This window comes from Chryseobacterium pennipullorum (assembly GCF_003384725.1).
Taxonomy (GTDB): Bacteria; Bacteroidota; Bacteroidia; order Flavobacteriales; family Weeksellaceae; genus Chryseobacterium; species Chryseobacterium pennipullorum.
In genome coordinates, this window is the sequence record NZ_QNVV01000007.1 from 30,575 (window position 1) to 48,076 (window position 17,502).

Consider the following 17,502-nt stretch of genomic DNA (forward strand, 5'->3'; position numbering starts at 1 on the left):
ACAGATAAAACAAATTTTTGGTCATTGATCAACTTTTTATAGAACAGTTTATTTAACAAAAAACAAAAATTTAATTTACAGTATCCCAAAGGCTCATTACCCCAAATTTTTCCAAAGGTTTCGAGAGTATAATTCTTTTCGAAGTTTTTGGTAGCAGATCAAAAAAATTGTCACTGAAATGAGTATCTCCAATCAGGTAGACCTCTTTTGCCAGAACATCTGTTGAAACTTCAATTTCGATGGGGGATATTCTTTTAATCTTAATCGCAGGTTTTACAAGTTTTAGCTCGTTTGGCTTGTTAAAAAAGAACAGTTTCTGGTTAACAGTATCATTTCCGGAGCTGATCTTTAGTACCGCCTTTGACAAATCAAAGCGGCTCAGGTCAGATTTACTGATACTCAGTATCTTTTTACTGACATTCGGTTGTATCTGAAAGGATTGTTGGTTTTTCCAAAGGGCCTTCCCTTCAAAATCAATTAACTCAACCTTTACCTCCGACTTTATTACTTTAAGCAGGTCGCTGACAAGATAGATGTCATATGTTTTATCAGTGTCCGTTACGGAAAACATTGCGGGTTCAAAGCTTCTCCTGGCCTGGTAATGAAAAGCCTTCCAGTTCCCTGAATAATCAATGGAAGACCACGAAACCACCGGCCAGCAATCATTAAGCTGCCAATATAAAGTTCCCATATTATACGGCTTTGCCCGGCGATGGGCTTCGATAGCGATCTGCATCCCGCGGGCCTGCAGCAGCTGGGAAACATAATTATAGTGTACAAAATCATCGGGAACCGTATAATCACGTTTCATATACTCATTGATAATATCCCAGCCCCTGGCATGCTTTTCATGAGCTTTTACAATGGGATTCGCCCTATTGAGGTCCGGAGTTTTGGAAAACATGGATCGTACAGCTGACAGCGTCGGCATTCCCTGAAATCCGTATTCGGACATAAATCGTCCTACTTTTTCGTTGTAAATTTCAAAGGGTTGTTCTCCCCACCAGACTCCCCAATAGTGGGAATCTCCTTCTGTAAGACTTTCTTTGTGCCCCCATCCTATGGAAGGTGAGCTCGGCCAATAGATATTTTTATCTGCTGTAAGATTCTCTTTTAAAGCCTGGGGAATCACCTCGTGAAAAAGCTTTTTATAGTCTTTCCAAACCTGCAGTGAATCATTTTTAGAGTATTTGAACTGTTTCTGATAGCCCCAGTTGACAATAGCTTCGTCAATTTCATTATTCCCACACCACAATGCGATTGAGGGATGGTTCTGAAGCCTACGCACCTGATCTTTCACCTCTTCTTTTACATTATTCAGAAAGTTTTCATCGGCAGGATAAAAGCTTCCCGCGAACATGAAGTCCTGCCATACTAAAATTCCGTTTTCATCACAGGCTTTATAAAATTCATCATCTTCGTAAATGCCTCCACCCCAGATGCGGATCATATTCATGTGAGCCTTTTTCGCGTCTCTTACCAGTTTTTGGTATTTTTCTGCGTTAACTCTGGGTGAAAAGCTATCTGCAGGAATCCAATTGGTTCCTTTGGTATACATCGGATTCCCATTGACCTTAAAGTAAAAAGACCTTCCCTTTTGATCTTTCTCCTGCACCAGCTCTATGGTTCTTAATCCTATCTTCACCGTTTGATCAGAAAGCAATTTCGCATCTTGATTCAGTGAAATTTTCACATCATATAAATGGGGATCACCCCAGCCGTTAGGCTGCCACAGTTTCGGGTTTTGAATGCTGAAGGGAATATCGATCCGGTTAGTGCCTTTTTTCAACTGAACCGTACTTGTTTTATGGTTAACCGTAATGGAGTAAGTTCCTGCTTTGTCCGCAGAAATCAATGTATGCACGGCCAATTCTGCATTTTTATCGGATAATTCTTTCTGCTCAATATTGACATTTTGCAATACGGCCGTATTCCAGAATCTGATGTTTACTTCTTTCCAGATTCCGGCAGTCACCAGCCTTGGACCCCAATCCCAGCCAAATTGATATTGGGCCTTTCTTACAAAGCTTCTCGGTGATTCCGGCATGGTAAAGGGAACTGCCTTGGCCAGCTCTTTTCCTGTATTCACTGCAGATGCAAATCTAACTTGCAATACATTGTCTCCCAACTTCAGATGTTCTTTTACCGGAAGCTCCCATATCCTGAACATATTGTCCGTTTTTTTTAACAGCTTCCCGTTAAGGTAAATCTCTGAAAAGGTATCCAGTCCGTTAAAAACCAAATCAATATGTTCGTTATTGAGTTCCTGCTCGGAAATTGTAAAAGCGGTTTGGTAATCCCAACCCTCATTTTCTACCCACTGTACTTTTTTTTCGTTTTCATCTTTGAAAGGATCCGGAATGATGTTGTTATTCATCAGATCAAGGTGAATGGTTCCCGGTATCCTCGCAGGCATCCAGTTTTTATCTTTGGAATTTTTAAACTGCCATTTTTCAGCAGATAGATTTCTTTGGGACAACTGAGCAAAAAATAAATTCTGAACGAAAATAAAAGCAAAAAGGATAGTTCTATTCATCAATAAATTTGTTTACAATTCTATGGATTCCATATTTAATAAGTTCATTATTAAAATTAATCAGTAATCCCAATTTCACATTAGTCTTCCTCTAAATATTACACAGTTTATTTTAAACTTTACGTTAAAAACATTGTAACTTACTCTTCAACGCAGCCACTTCTCCCGGGTCCGCAAACGCACCGCCATCAATAATGGCTGAAGAATGAAAATAACCTGCCTGTGTAAACGATCTGATCTCTTCAATATTTGAGGAACGGAGACCGCCACCTATAAGAATTTCGATTCTACCCTTGGAAAGTTCAACCAGCTTTTTAAGGTTTTCTCTTCCTTCGGATACATTGGATTTCTGACCGGAAGTAAGGATGGTCTTAAAGCCGCATTCAATTACTTTTTCTAAAGAATCTTCAAGCGTTGCAGCCCTGTCGAAAGCTCTGTGGAAAGTACAGGGCAATGGTGCTGCCAGCTCCACCAATGTCTTATTCTGCTCTAAGTTAACCTCATCGTTTTCGTTAAGAATCCCAAAAACAAACCCATCTACATTTGCTGACTTCAGCTGAAGCAAATCACTCTTCATCTGTTCAAATTCGGAGTCTGAATATGTAAAATCTCCTCCTCTCGGACGGATCATCACAAAAACCGGAATAGTGATCTTTTTCCTGATCTCTTTGGTGGTTTCAATATCGGGAGTCGTTCCTCCTTCACTTAATCCGTCGCAGAATTCAATTCGGTCGGCACCGTTTTCAAAGGCAATAATCGCTGATTCCGGGTTAAAACAGGCTATTTCTATTTTTGACATTTTATGTATCTGTTTAATTCTATTTTGGTTCGTCCTGCACTACATCTGCAATGAGAAAGGAACCGTTTTCTTTTACTACTTTTATTACTGAAGGATATTTAGCTTTAAAACCATCATCAACCAACACTACATTAAAAGTATATTCATCATTTGAGGAAGATTTTAAATCACAGCTTACGACTTCAATCTTATTCCAATCCTGTGCTGTAATTAAGAAGCCAACCCCAATTCCTGCTTTATGGGTATCAAATTTTGATTTCCACTTATCCTGAAATTCTCTTTCAGTAAGGCTTCCATCTACATCCATATCTACGTTTGTTGCATCCGTTTTATAATCGAAATAATCCTTAGTCGTGATCTTCTTCATATGCTTTTCTTCACTTCCTATATCAGCTTTAAAATAATCCACAATGCTCTTTTCCAACCACTTTTTAGCATCTTCTGCTTCACTGGATTCGTTATTTAAAACTACTTTTTCTTCTGTCTGCTGCGGTTTTACATTTGTTTTAATCTCCTTCTTCTCTTTACATGCGACAATCAGAAATAAAGAAGCGATAATCGTTCTTTTCATATTTGTTTTTATGTTTTGGCTAAAGCCAATAATTGGCTTTAATTTGTTCAAATGGGCTAAAGCCCATTCCTATTGAATTTTTAAATTATTTCAAAGCAAATTCAGGCTTTTCAAGCCGGTTTCCTTTCTGATCGTATACAGCATAGTTGAAGCCGTCCTGAATACAGTAAGAACCATATTCACCTTTTTTATTAATGGCAATAAAGCCTACCTGAATATCCTTCAGATTTTTGTTTCTTCTCTGATTGATTTTTACAATTCTTTCTACGGCCTCCTTACAGGCAGCCTGAGGATGTCTCCCTTGTCTCATCAGTTCTACCACGAGATGGGTTCCCACTGTTCTTATCACTTCCTCGCCATGGCCTGTCGCTGTAGCGGCTCCCACTTCATTATCTACAAATAATCCGGCACCGATAATAGGTGAATCTCCTACCCTTCCATGCATTTTAAAAGCCATTCCACTGGTGGTGCAGGCTCCCGAAAGATTTCCCTGAGCATCCAGAGCGATCATTCCTATGGTATCGTGATTTTCAATATTGGCAACGGGCTTATATTGGCTGGTTTTCAGCCATTCTTTCCATTCTTTTTCTGATTCGGGGGTAAGAAGGTTTTCTTTTTTGAAACCCTGTGATAGCGCGAACTGTAAAGCCCCATCCCCTACCAGCATCACGTGAGGTGTTTTTTCCATCACCGCTCTGGCGACTGTAATAGGGTTTTTGATATGCTCCAGGCACGCCACTGAACCGATATTGTAATTTTCGTCCATAATACAGGCATCCAGCGTTACCCTTCCATCTCTGTCCGGACGTCCGCCGTATCCTACACTTCTTTCTTTAGGATCCAGCTCTACCAGCCGGACTCCTTTTTCGACTGCATCTAAGGCTTTTCCTCCTTTCCCGAGAATAGTCCAGGCCTCTTCATTGGCTTTTAATCCGAAATTCCAGGTGGAAAGAACAATCGGCTTATTGATAGGAGTATTGTTTTCAGGCAATTCTTTAGCCATTAGATCTAAAGGATTGACGGCCAGGGCAGCTGTTGCTATTCCCAGCTTTTTGATAAAACTTCTGCGGTTATTGCTCATGGGGTCTCAAAGTTATATAATACCAGCAAATCTAAAAAAAACTTCTATGAAATCCACAGAGTAGCGTAACGAATATCTATGGATTATTTTTGATTGATATTGCTGTTGTCATGATCTGTTTAAATTTTCAGGGATATAAAATTTCACGGACTTAATTAGCCCCTATTTCATCAACAAACAACCATGCTTTTGAATCTGCTCCCGGATTTCCAGCTGGAATAATCCCTGCATTTTCAATAATGATTTTCAGGTATTTTGCATTCTGTGTTCCGACATTCGCTTTGATCTTTCCTTTGGCATTTTGAATATCTTCTTTTCCTATTTCTTTGATCATTTTAAAATTCCTGTTATCATCAGAAACAAAAATCTTTGCAGATTTAGCCAGATGAATCCAGCTTCCTTTATTTTCCAGGGTATTGAAGGACACTTCAGAAAACGCAGTTTTATTTCCGAAATCAATAGTGGCAGCCACATCTTTCCCCTGAAAACCCAGCCACGTTTTCCCCAATTGTTTTACATTTCCAATAATGCCGTCTACGAGAGTGAGGGCACCTCCAAAAGAATAGTTTTCACTGGGTTGCTGTTCCAGAGTGATGTTTTTTCCTGTTGTCTTTGAGATGGTGAATGGTTGTGTAGAAACAGCACTTTTTAATTGTCCATCCTCAAAATAAGCGGATTTGAGTGTTAAAGATTTTGGAATCGGAATGCGGCTTCTATAGGCATTGGAACGGGCAGAGGGAACTGTTCCGTCTAAGGTATAGCGTATCCCCTCAGGATTTTGTGAAGTGGAGAGTTCATATGCAATTCCCTGCTGGGAGGAAACAACTTTTCCGGTAATGTTGTAAATACTTTTCGCGTAGTTTACATTCAACCTGTCCAGCACTTTAAATTCATGGATTACCCTGTTTTCAAATTCTTTATAATTCTTAGGGTCCGCCGTTCCCCATCCCACTTCAGAAAGTGCAAAAAGCCTCGGAAAAATCATATACTGCACCTGTTTAAAATCCAGAATATACTCGGTCCATAAATTCGCCTGAACCCCTAAAATATATTTTGCCTGCTCCGGACTCAGCTCTGCCGGGACCGGATTATAAGAATACACTTTATCCAGGGGAGTAAAACCTCCGAATGCATTAGGCTCTGACTGAGGGTCTCCCTGATAATGGTCAAAATAGCAATATGCTCCGGGAGTCATCACGGCAAAATGTTTGGATTTTGCGGCCTCAATACCTCCGTTTACTCCTGTCCAGCTCATTACGGCAGCGTTAGGAGCCAGGCCACCTTCCAGAATTTCATCCCATCCAATGATCTTTCTTCCTTTGGTATTGACATATTTTTCAATTCTCTGAATAAAATAGCTCTGTAAGCCATGTTCGTCCTTTAAGTTATTCTTTTTGATAAGCTCCTGGCAATGGGCACATTCTTTCCATCTTGTTTTTGGACATTCATCACCTCCGATGTGAATATATTGCGATGGAAACAAATCTATTACTTCATCCAGTACATTTTCCAGAAACGTGAACGTTTCTTCTTTCGGGCAGAAGACATCATCAAAAACGCCCCATTTTGTAGCCGGTTCAAAAGGGCCTTTGGTGCAGGCCAATTCAGGATATGCAGATAACGCAGCCAAAGCATGACCCGGCATTTCTATTTCCGGAACCACCGTAATATGTCTGTCCTGAGCATATTTTATGACCTCTTTTATTTGTTCCTGCGTGTAAAAATACGGTCCGTAAGGTTTTCCATCAAATGTATTGTCCACATAAGCTCCGATCATGGATTCTTTACGTTTTGAACCCACCTGAGTCAGTTTTGGGTACTTCTTAATTTCAATTCTCCATCCCTGATCATCCGTTAAATGCCAATGGAACGTATTCAGCTTGTACATCGCCAGGTAATCAATGTATTGCTTCACCTCATCCACTGTGAAAAAATGACGGCAAACATCCAGATGCATTCCCCGCCATGCAAATTTTGGATGATCCTCGATCTTCATAGCCGGAATTTTCTTTTCCGTCTTATAGTTTTCAAGTAACTGAATTACCGTTTGAAGAGCCCGGAAGTATCCTTCCTGCGTATATGATTTGATGATGATCTGACTGGGCGAAATTTCAAGGTTATAAAACTCGTCTTTTCCTGCGGGTGCATTGGAAAGTTTTGAATAAGCTAAATGAGCATCCTTCCCTTTCACATCTTTCCATTTTATCCCTGAACCCAATCGCTTCTTCAGATATTCCGTTTCATTTTTAGGTAAATTACTATCCAGATTCAAGGTTTCAGGGATGATAAAGGTACCATCAGTCATCTGTAATGTTTGGGGATAGGGAATTAAATTCAATTTATCCTGAGCGAAAATCGCAGTTGAAAATAAAGTAAAAAACAAAAAAAAAGATCTTATCATGGGTAGTAATTAACGTTTTAGCTAAGATAATTATTTTTCAAAACCTTTTGAAAAAATTTTTCTTCCACAAAAGCGACCATTCTTTATCTCATTTTATTTTCATGCGTATTCCACTGAAAAGCACGCCGGTCTCTCAAAGGTTATGGTAAGAATTCAATATAAGCAATACTATGGTTTGTTTTTTGCTATGGGTAAGCGAAATCAAGAATTTAAGTTTAAATTTGTAAAAAAAACGATGAAAAAAAGCATTTTTCTGGCAGCCGGATTATTATTTTCAGTATCTGCACAAGCGCAACTATTTGACGTAATAAAGTCCACTATTAAAGATAAAACAGGGGTAGATCTTAATACTCCGGTAAAAACCAAAGGCACAACAGCTACAACACCATCCAAAACCACTACGGCTACGACAGGTGTGGGTGTTAACGGCAACAGCAATTCCCCTGTCAATCTTGGGAATCTGACCTCAACCCAGATTTCATCAGGATTAAAAGAGGCATTAAGCCTCGGAGTAACTGACGGCGTAAAAAAACTGGCCTTAACGGATGGCTTTTTCAAAAATGAAGCCGTAAAAATACTAATGCCTGAGAAACTGAGAAAAATTGACACCACTCTACGTTCGATTGGAATGGGAAGTCTTGCTGATGAAGGGGTAAAACTTCTTAACAGAGCCGCTGAAGATGCCGTTACGGAAGCAGCTCCTATTTTTACGAATGCTATTACTTCCATGACCATTACAGATGCTAAGAACATCCTGCTAGGTACTGATAATGCAGCAACGAGCTACCTTCAGGGTAAAACGCAAAGCCAATTGTTCACAGCTTTCCAGCCTAAAGTAAAAGCCTCACTGGGGAAAGTAGGCGCTGATACGGTATGGAAAAACCTTATCTCAAAATACAATACATTTACAGGACAGTCTGTAACCACTGACCTTAATGAGTATGTTACTACAGAAACCATTAATGGAGTGTTTAAGATGGTCGCTGATAAGGAAAGCGGAATCAGGAATACACCTGCCATGAGAACAACCAGTATCTTACAGAAGGTTTTCGGGGCTCAGGATGGAAAATAGAATTGGATTGACAACTAAGTATTACAATAAAAAAGTGCTGTTTCGCAATGAAACAGCACTTTTATATCAGGCCTTTTACTAATTTATTTTTTCATTATAATATGCAGAGAATGTCCTGTTATATACACATCATATTTTTTTCATAACTTCGGTTCACTACCATTACAAAATAATCATTTCAGAATATGATGATTATCAATGTAAAACATAAACTAAAAACCACGATGAAAAAACTAATCTCCATAATGCTTTTTGCTGTTCTTATCACAAGCTGTTTGCCCATGACAGGGAGTTCGATGACAGCCTTTATTGTAAAAAACAATTCTGAAAAACCCATCAGCTTTACAGCAGGTGTTATTAAAATGTCACAGGCTTTTGGTGCGCAGGAAATCAATAATTCTTTTACAGTAAAACCTCATGATAGCCTTATTGTAAGGCAGACCTACTTTAAAAAAGACAGTGAAAATCCACAAAAATGGTTCTCCAAATTTGATATTTCACCTGAAGAAGGTATTGAAATGAACGATCCCAATCTTTCAGAAAACTGGAAGAAGTCTTCTAAAGATAATGTTCCCACTTATACTTTCACGATCAACAAATAAAACTGTTAAAATTGTGAAAATCTTTTATTTATCAGGTAGAAAATAAAAAAGCTGCTTACATTTCTGCAGCAGCTTGTTATGATGTAGAATCAAATTAGAATTGCATTTCAGGAATTTCTCCTTCAATGATCATATCTGCTTCTGTAGCTTTAATAATATCTTCTACCGAAACGCCAGGTGCTCTTTCCACCAGTTTGAATCCGGCAGGAGTCACATCAAGAACGGCTAGTTCAGTAACTACTTTTTTTACACAGTTTACTCCGGTTAAAGGAAGTGTACATTTTTTAAGGATTTTACTTTCTCCTGCTTTATTGACGTGCATCATCGCAACGATAATATTTTCAGCAGAAGCTACGAGATCCATAGCACCTCCCATTCCCTTCACCATTTTTCCTGGAATTTTCCAGTTGGCGATATCTCCGTTCTCTGAAACTTCCATCGCACCAAGGATGGTAAGATCCACTTTCTGACCACGGATCATCCCGAAGCTAAATGCAGAATCGAAGAATGAACCTCCTTCTAAAATAGTAATGGTTTGTTTTCCGGCATTAATGATATCAGCATCCTCTTCTCCTTCGAATGGAAATGGCCCCATCCCCAGAACTCCGTTCTCACTCTGGAATTCTACGGAGATCCCCTCCGGAACATAGTTGGCAACCAATGTAGGAATTCCTATCCCCAGGTTTACATAATAACGATCTTTCAGTTCTTTTGAAATTCTTTTGGCAATTTGTTCTTTTGTAAGCATAATAAAAACTTAGACTGCAATTTAAATATTTTCAGCTGAATATAAAAGGCTTTATTGCGCTTAACAATTAACACTGTTAGTTAAAATAATATCTGTAATTTTGCTTTTTTATCAGACCGAATGAAAATACTTTTTAAATATCTTAAACCTTACCAGTGGCTCATTCTTATCTCTTTATTTTTGGCTACTGTCAATCAGGTTTTCTCTTTATTTGCACCTGCCATTACTGGGAATATTCTCGATCAGCTGGTCACTCATCCTAATTTTTTCGACAAAGAAAAATTACTGCCCAGAAATCTGAATGAATATCTGTATGGAAGCCCGGTATACCATGGGGCATTTTATTTCTTAGGCCTTCTCATCGGTACCGCTATGGTGAGCAGAATAGCTAAAGCCTTTCAGGATTATGTAGTCAGTGTCATTACTCAGAAATTTGGAGCAAAGATCTTTACAGATGGCTTAAAGCATTCAATGGCTTTGCCATATCAGGAGTTTGAGGATCAGAGAAGTGGTGAAACTTTGTCGATTTTAACCAAAGTAAGAGAAGATACTGTAAAATTCATTACCAATTTCATCAATATTTTCTTCGGAATTTTAGTCAGTATTATTTTTGTATCCGTGTATGCGATCCGCTTACATTGGTCGATTATGCCGGTGTATATCTGTGGAATTTTCCTGATTGCTTTTGTCACCAATTTACTGAGCAAGAGGATAAAAAGCATTCAGAAGAATATTGTGACGGAAACAACGGCTTTGGCCGGAAGTACAACAGAAAGCTTACGAAATATTGAAATTGTTAAAAGCTTAGGGCTCACCAACCAGGAAGTAATCCGTTTGAATAACAATACATACAAAATCCTTGGACTTGAACTGCGGAAGGTGAAAAGCATCCGTTCTTTAAGTTTCATTCAGGGAACAATGGTTAATTTTCTTCAACAGCTGATTACCCTTACCCTTTTATTCCTGATTTTCAAGAATATTGTGACGCCGGGCCAATATCTGTCCTTGATGTTTTACGGATTTTTCATTTTCGGGCCCATGCAGGAAATCGGGAATATTATCATCTCTTACCGTGAAGCTGAAGCATCACTGCAAAATTTTGACCGCCTGATGAGAAAGGAAGTAGAGGAAAAACCACTTCATCCGAAACAGATCGGAGCTATTGAAGAGCTGGAATTTAAGCATGTGTCTTTTAAGCATCAGTCTGCTCAGTATAAAGCATTAAATAATATCTCTTTTGATGTCAAAAACGGGGAGACCATTGCTTTTGTTGGCCCCAGCGGTTCAGGTAAAAGTACCCTGGTAAAATTGCTGGTGGGACTTTACAGACCCCAGGAGGGCAATATTTTTTACAACACCGTGAATGGGAAGGAGTTTGATTTTGATGAGCTGAGAAATCAAATCGGTTTTGTGACCCAGGATACGCAGCTATTTGCAGGAACCATCAAAGAAAATCTTCTCTTTGTCAATCCAAACGCAACTGAAGAAGAACTGGCTGTTGCTCTACAAAAATCAAGTTGTACAGCACTTCTTGAAAGAGCTGAAAAAGGGATTGAAACGGTCATTGGTGAAGGTGGACTGAAGCTAAGCGGCGGTGAAAAACAAAGGATTGCCATTGCAAGAGCCTTGCTAAGAAAACCTCATCTCCTGATCTTTGATGAAGCAACTTCAGCATTAGACAGCATTACTGAGGAAGAGATAACTTCTACAATAAAAGACATTTCAAAAGAAAGGGAGCAAATTACCGTTCTTATTGCCCACCGTTTGAGTACGATCATGCATGCAGACCGCATCTATGTCCTTGAACGTGGACAAGTGGTAGAAACAGGATCCCACGAAAAACTAATTGCAGAAAAAGGACTTTATTACGCCATGTGGCGCCAGCAGATCGGAGAAAGAAAAACACTGACGCCACAGGCATAAAAAAAGCGCTGAATGATTTTCAGCGCTTTCTTTTTATCTTTTTCCAGAGATTTACTCTTTAGTTCTAACAGTTCTTTGTTCAATTCTTTTTTCAAATTTTTCACCCTGGAATATTCTCTGGATCATAATTCCCGGGATATGAATTTCATTAGGATCTAACTGCCCAGGCGCTACCAGTTCTTCCACCTCCGCAATGGTAATTTTACCTGCTCCGGCCATCGGATGGTTGAAGTTTCTTGCAGATCCTTTAAAAATAAGATTACCCGCATGATCTCCCTTCCAGGCCTTCACAATAGAAAAGTCTGCCTCGAAAGCATGTTCCAGAATATGAGGCTTTCCGTGGAATTCTTTAACCTCTTTACCTTCCGCTACTTCCGTACCATAGCCCGCAGGCGTATAAAAAGCAGGAATTCCGGCTTGAGCAGCTCTGCATTTTTCAGCTAAAGTTCCCTGTGGAGTAAGCTCTACCTCTAATTCACCCGAAAGCATCTGTCTTTCGAATTCTGCATTTTCACCTACATAAGAAGAGATCATCTTTCTGATCTGTCTTTTATGCAGTAATAATCCCAACCCGAAGTCGTCTACACCAGCATTGTTGGAAATACAGGTAAGATCTTTCACATCACTTTCTACTAAAGCATTAATGGAATTTTCAGGAATCCCGCAAAGTCCAAATCCGCCCAACATCAGTGTCATTCCATCTTTAATTCCCTCGATGGCCTCCTGTGCATTGTTTACTCTTTTATCTATCATGAAATATTAGATTTTTCTGTTGGCTAAATTTAATAAATTTTCCTGTATATCCAGTCACTGGAAATACTATTGAGTTTTACCTCTTATTAACCAGCCATTTTAGTCATTTAAAACAATTATATTCAATTGGTTACAATAAAAAGTGAACAGATCTGTTCACTTTTTTGCCTTTTTATGCTCAAATTGATTTATATTTGGGGCTTCAAATTCAAAAATGGTATCTGCTGCATCACGCGGATATGATTTTTTTAAACGCAATTTCAATGTAAAAATTATTTCACAGTGGCCTGATCGGGCCCCTCTATTACTCCAACCTTTTACGGTTACATGATCACCATACAAAACAATTAATCAAAAACATACACAATCAAAACTAAATAAAAGCATGAAAAAACTATTTACGTCAGCGGTACTTGCATTGGTATTCAGCATCAACGTATATGCTCAGGAAAAAACTTATTTCGATGAAAACTGGGAGAAGACTACCCCGGAAAATATGGAATACTATCGTGAATCTACTTCTAAAGGGAAATTGACCCTCCTCAAAGATTTTTACAAGAACGGAACGCTGCAAATGGAAGGGCTGGCTTCTGATACCACTCCAAACAGCGAAGTTTTTGAGGGAAAAGTAACATGGTATACTCCTGAAGGAAAGGTTATGAATACCATTACTTATTCCGGTGGCAAGCAGATAGGCCCTTCTCAGTCTTATGATGCGAAAGGCAGATTGATTGAAGATATGATATATAAAGCCGATGGAAATTTTTCAGGGAAGATGTTCAGCTATAAAGATGCTGAGGACGGAATTGAATTTAATATTCTGGTGGATTATGAAAATTCGATGCCTATAAAAACCACCGTTTACGATGATGATATTAAAGGGATCAGACATGAAACCATCATCGATAAGGACAGTAATACTGAAACGAAATATTATGGTGAAAAAGGAAAATATCTAGGCACAGGAACTTCTTCCGGTTCAGGTGAAAATATGATGGCTGATTATTACTCAAATCCGATGAGGATATCCAAGATCGAAAAATACAGAAAAGACGGCAGCGTAAAGGAAGGAGTGATCTACAGTACAAGCGGAAAAATCTTGCAGGAGCAGAAAATGAATAAAAAAGACGGCTATAAGACCACATATGATGAATCCGGAAAAAAAATAGGACATCTTGTATATGGGTATGATAAGGAAAATGATGCCTACAATCCCATGGAAGGTGAAGATTATCAGCTGGCTTATCAGTATAGCCAGATCTCTTCTATTGATGTTTATCAGAACGGTTCAATCGTAGCGACTAAGATTTTTGATGAAGATGGAAAGTTAGCATCAGAAAAAACACTGAAAGATGAAGTGACGCAGGAAATCAAATATTACAGTCCCGATGGCAAGCTGAAATCGACTTTAACGCATAAGGATGGTATGCCTTACAATGGTACTTTTTATGAGGAACTTAGTGAGCAGCAGTATAAAGACGGCCTTATAGTGAACATAAAAAGATATACCTTAGAAAAGAAACTCCAGGCTGATAAAAAGCTGAACACCAAACAAATGAGCTATGAAGGAATTGTTTATGATAACACGGGAGCTCCCTTGTATACTTTTACACAGCGCCTCAGTGAAGATGGAGATGAAGATTATAACTTTACAGCACAAATCGTACAATATGTGAAAGGTAAACCTGCCAATAAAGCTTCAGTAAAAGGAGGAGTTCTTCAAAGCGGAAAGATAAAAGTCAGAACACTGAACGGAGCGAAGGAACTTGAGCGAAGCGGAAAATGGGTACTGCTAAAGCTTTACAATGGAGATGGGAAAATGATCCAGGAAACCAAGATTCTTGCAGATGCTGAAGATGAATTTATCACCGGCGAAACCCAAACAACCATAGAGGAAAATGATTTGTACTATCCATTGGAATAATCATCCTTACATATAGATTAAAAGCAGTTTCCACTTTGGAACTGCTTTTTTATTTCCACCGGATCTCACCAATCCATCGATAATTTTTTGCATACAGGATCTTGAAAACTGATTGATTTCCTATTGATGGAGGAAATTTCAGGTAGAAAAACAGGAGACTGTATTCAATAAAAACAGGCTGTCATCGGTGACAGCCTGTTTACTTTTATCATGATGTTCCTTTTACTGGATGATCAGTTTTAAAGTAAATAATTTTCTTCCGTGCACTTTTACAAAATAGACTCCTTTAGGAAGGTTTTCATTCACCAGAGAGAAGCGTTGGTTATTGATATTTTTTGATACATACAGCAGTTCACCTGATGCAGATACCAGCTCAATTTTCTCAATAGGATAATCACTCTTAATGAAAGTAGGCTCTCCTGGTTTTGTAGGATTCGGATACAGGACTACATTTTTCTCGGTACTTCTTGTTTCGTCTGTTCCCAGCGTAGGTGAAGCCACCTGAAACTGTACCCTGTTTGAAACTTCCGTATAAGAATCATTGGTAAACATCACCATATAATAGTTTCCTGGTGTCGTAGGCACAGCAGTACCCTGAATCGTTTTGGTCCCCTGGGTAACCCCGTCAAAATAAGTATACGAAACAAAGTTATCATCCGGAGTCTGCACATTCTGAGGATAAATCCCCAGCCAGTCTTTGATAATTCCCGGGGAATCTGTCCATGAAGCGGTTATATTTTCACCTAAAGTATATACCGGTTTATTGATCCACAATTCGGTTACAATATCTCCTACTTTAAAGAATACTTTTTCTCCGATTCCGGTATAACCATCTTCAAGCAGGTACTGCGCATAATAATATCCTTTGGGAAGACCTGTAAAATTAAGTGTTCCCGATGCAGCAGTTACATAGCTCCATTTAATTGAAGGTGTAGGTCCCGGTGTCTGGCCCATTTTATAAATTCCCACCCAGTCTTTCTGCAAATTGGGTCCGTTGGTAAAATTAATGGTTACCGTACCTCCTACAGGATAGGTATCAGCTGTAGCCTGCAGCTGAACTTTCGGCCCTACATAGAAATTTTTTCTTGGGGTAATTTCCGTGTAACCGCTGTTGGCAAAAAAGCCTGCAAAATACTGCCCTTTAGTGGCCAGACCATTGGTAAAAGTAACCGTTCCGGCGGTCTGTCCATTGGTATAAATGTATCCCTGTGAAGTCGTCGTGGCAGGTGTCTGTCCTTTCTTATAAATACCTACCCAATCCTGCTGGTTCCCGGGACCTCCGGTGTAGGTAGCAGTGATCGCTTCGTTTTGTGCATACTCCGTTTTATCCAATGCAAATGTCGGGTTTGAAACCACACTGCCTGTGATCTCGAATTGCTTTACATCACTCCAGTCACTCCACTCCAAGTTTCTATCTCTGTAACGGACTTTCACATAATAATTACCGTTGGGAACAGAGTTGGCCGGCAGGGTTGCTTTCGTAATATCGACTCCGTCATTTAAGTTTTTTGTCTTATCCGGAGTTCCGTTTCCGTCTTTTCCGAACCAGTTTTCAAAATCGCGGTAGAATTCTTTTTCAATCACCGAAAAATTGGCTGTTTTGCTGATCAGAAATTGTGTTGTATTCAAAAGCTCACCATTGGAAGATGAAAATGTGCTTCCATCCAGTGTCAGAGGTAATGTGACAGGTCCGGAGAAGGTGTTGCCAATGGACGGCTTAGCAGGTTTCGGCTGATTTTTATATCTGTGGAAGGAATCTACCAGCACATTATTTTTCCGGTTATAGATTCCTCCGATGGAATAGCATTCGATATCTACTTTTCCGGTCGGAATATCCACTTCCACAATCTGGTACGTCCAGTCTGTAAGGGTTTTCTGAACATCATCAAAATCTTTTTCATTGGACATTCCCCAATACTGGTCCCAGGCAGTTCCACCAGAAATGATCTGATAGGTCGGGGTATTTTTCAGCTGGCCTCTGTGATAGAGATGATGGTGAGCACCTACATGCATCAGATATTTCCCGGAGGTTACCAGCATTGGAACGGCATTATCACGGACCCAGGTGGAAATATCCCCAACATACTGCTCTGCCTGATACGGTCTGTGGCTTAGAGAAATGATCCAGTCTACCGTAGGATCATTATTCGCCTCATTTAAAATCTGCTGCAGCCATATCTGTTGTGCGGAACCGGTATGTTCAGAACTTAAGCTGATAAATAATACATTACCGGCCTGTTGTGCATAGTAATTTTCATTACCGGAACTGATGTTCTTATATTTTATTTCGTCGATATAAAAATGAGCATAATAAGAATTCATTCCCAGAGTTCCGTAGGTTTCATGATTACCCACCGTAGTCTGGATTGGTAAATAAGGTGATAATTTGATATTTTTCTTAAAGTGAACATTCTCATAATGATCCAAAGTTCCCACATCTACCTGGTCACCTACCATAAAGGTAAGAGCAATATTATCTGATGGGTCAGAATTGGCTCCATATTTTTCTTTCAGTTTTTTATAAGCATTCAGGGTAAGGCTATCATATCTTGGTTCGGCTTTTATCTGGTTGTCTCCCATAATCAGGAACCGGATCTTTCCGTTTGCTGTTACCGCCTGTCCTGGTAAAGGAAGTGTTCTGAAGTTGTATACAGCAGATTCATTGGTTCCTGTTTTTATCTTATAGTAATATTTGGTGTTAGGCAGGAGGTTGGCAATCTTTGCCGTGTGATAATAATAATTGTTATTGTATCCTGTATCTGAAAATATATTGGTAGTTCCTGTTACGGTCACATTCAGATTTGTCGGAGAATTACCGTATATAACGGTTGTTTCATTATTGGAAGCGGTCTTCCAGTTGACGATCATAGAATTCGGAGTGGGGTTTTGCAAATATGGGAACAAAACCTGCCCGAAAGCCATCTGGACCACGAAACAAAAAAAGAAGAAATAATATTTCATAATAGTTTTAGTTTTAAAATGACACTTAAAGTTTTAATTGTAAATCAATAATTTAAGAACTGTTGTCCCGATTTTTATTTCGGGCAAAAGTATTATTCACATATAAACTATGCCTGATGGAATCTTAAAGA

General features: G+C 39.2%; 12 protein-coding genes. 4 read left to right on the forward strand and 8 right to left on the reverse strand.

Annotation, left to right across the window (positions count from 1 at the left end):
• Positions 1-70: 70 nt before the first annotated feature.
• From DRF67_RS09480 to DRF67_RS09500, 5 genes are all read right to left on the reverse strand, one after another.
• Positions 71-2,536: a beta-mannosidase gene (locus DRF67_RS09480; RefSeq protein ID WP_115928064.1), complete on the reverse strand. Its 2,466-nt coding sequence runs from the start codon at positions 2,534-2,536 to the stop codon at positions 71-73.
• 124 nt (positions 2,537-2,660) lie between these two features.
• Entirely contained in the window at positions 2,661-3,335 is a 675-nt protein-coding gene (locus tag DRF67_RS09485) for a copper homeostasis protein CutC (RefSeq protein ID WP_115928065.1), read from the reverse strand.
• A 19-nt stretch (positions 3,336-3,354) separates the two neighbouring features.
• Positions 3,355-3,906, reverse strand: coding sequence for a hypothetical protein (locus tag DRF67_RS09490; protein ID WP_115928066.1), 552 nt, complete (start codon positions 3,904-3,906; stop codon positions 3,355-3,357).
• Between the two features lie 85 nt (positions 3,907-3,991).
• Positions 3,992-4,987, reverse strand: a complete 996-nt coding sequence (locus DRF67_RS09495) for an isoaspartyl peptidase/L-asparaginase family protein (RefSeq protein ID WP_115928067.1) — start codon at positions 4,985-4,987, stop codon at positions 3,992-3,994.
• A 151-nt stretch (positions 4,988-5,138) separates the two neighbouring features.
• The gene (locus tag DRF67_RS09500; RefSeq protein ID WP_394337865.1) at positions 5,139-7,292 is read right to left on the reverse strand and encodes a glycoside hydrolase family 20 protein; all 2,154 of its coding nucleotides are present in this window, start codon (positions 7,290-7,292) and stop codon (positions 5,139-5,141) included.
• A 331-nt stretch (positions 7,293-7,623) separates the two neighbouring features.
• Between DRF67_RS09500 and DRF67_RS09505 the strand changes: the two genes are divergently transcribed.
• Both DRF67_RS09505 and DRF67_RS09510 read left to right on the forward strand, forming a co-directional pair.
• Positions 7,624-8,460 carry a DUF4197 domain-containing protein gene (locus DRF67_RS09505; protein WP_115928197.1) on the forward strand — a complete coding sequence of 279 codons (837 nt, stop codon included), beginning with the start codon at positions 7,624-7,626 and terminating at the stop codon, positions 8,458-8,460.
• 224 nt (positions 8,461-8,684) lie between these two features.
• The gene (locus tag DRF67_RS09510) at positions 8,685-9,062 is read left to right on the forward strand and encodes a hypothetical protein (RefSeq protein WP_123912720.1); all 378 of its coding nucleotides are present in this window, start codon (positions 8,685-8,687) and stop codon (positions 9,060-9,062) included.
• 94 nt (positions 9,063-9,156) lie between these two features.
• Here DRF67_RS09510 and DRF67_RS09515 read toward each other — a convergent pair whose 3' ends face one another.
• Positions 9,157-9,810, reverse strand: a complete 654-nt coding sequence (locus tag DRF67_RS09515) for a CoA transferase subunit B (protein WP_115928070.1) — start codon at positions 9,808-9,810, stop codon at positions 9,157-9,159.
• 120 nt (positions 9,811-9,930) lie between these two features.
• On the opposite strand from DRF67_RS09515, the gene DRF67_RS09520 reads away from it, so the two are divergent.
• Positions 9,931-11,733 carry an ABC transporter ATP-binding protein gene (locus tag DRF67_RS09520; protein WP_115928071.1) on the forward strand — a complete coding sequence of 601 codons (1,803 nt, stop codon included), beginning with the start codon at positions 9,931-9,933 and terminating at the stop codon, positions 11,731-11,733.
• Between the two features lie 51 nt (positions 11,734-11,784).
• On the opposite strand, the gene DRF67_RS09525 is transcribed toward DRF67_RS09520, so the two are convergent.
• A complete protein-coding gene (locus DRF67_RS09525) occupies positions 11,785-12,486 on the reverse strand; it encodes a CoA transferase subunit A (protein ID WP_115928072.1) in 702 nt (233 codons plus the stop codon).
• 385 nt (positions 12,487-12,871) lie between these two features.
• Here DRF67_RS09525 and DRF67_RS09535 point away from each other — a divergent pair, with 385 nt between their 5' ends.
• Positions 12,872-14,410 (forward strand): toxin-antitoxin system YwqK family antitoxin, encoded by a 1,539-nt coding sequence (locus DRF67_RS09535; RefSeq protein ID WP_115928074.1) that lies wholly within the window; start codon positions 12,872-12,874, stop codon positions 14,408-14,410.
• 222 nt (positions 14,411-14,632) lie between these two features.
• On the opposite strand, the gene DRF67_RS09540 is transcribed toward DRF67_RS09535, so the two are convergent.
• A complete protein-coding gene (locus DRF67_RS09540) occupies positions 14,633-17,371 on the reverse strand; it encodes a fibronectin type III domain-containing protein (RefSeq protein WP_115928075.1) in 2,739 nt (912 codons plus the stop codon).
• Positions 17,372-17,502: the final 131 nt, after the last annotated feature.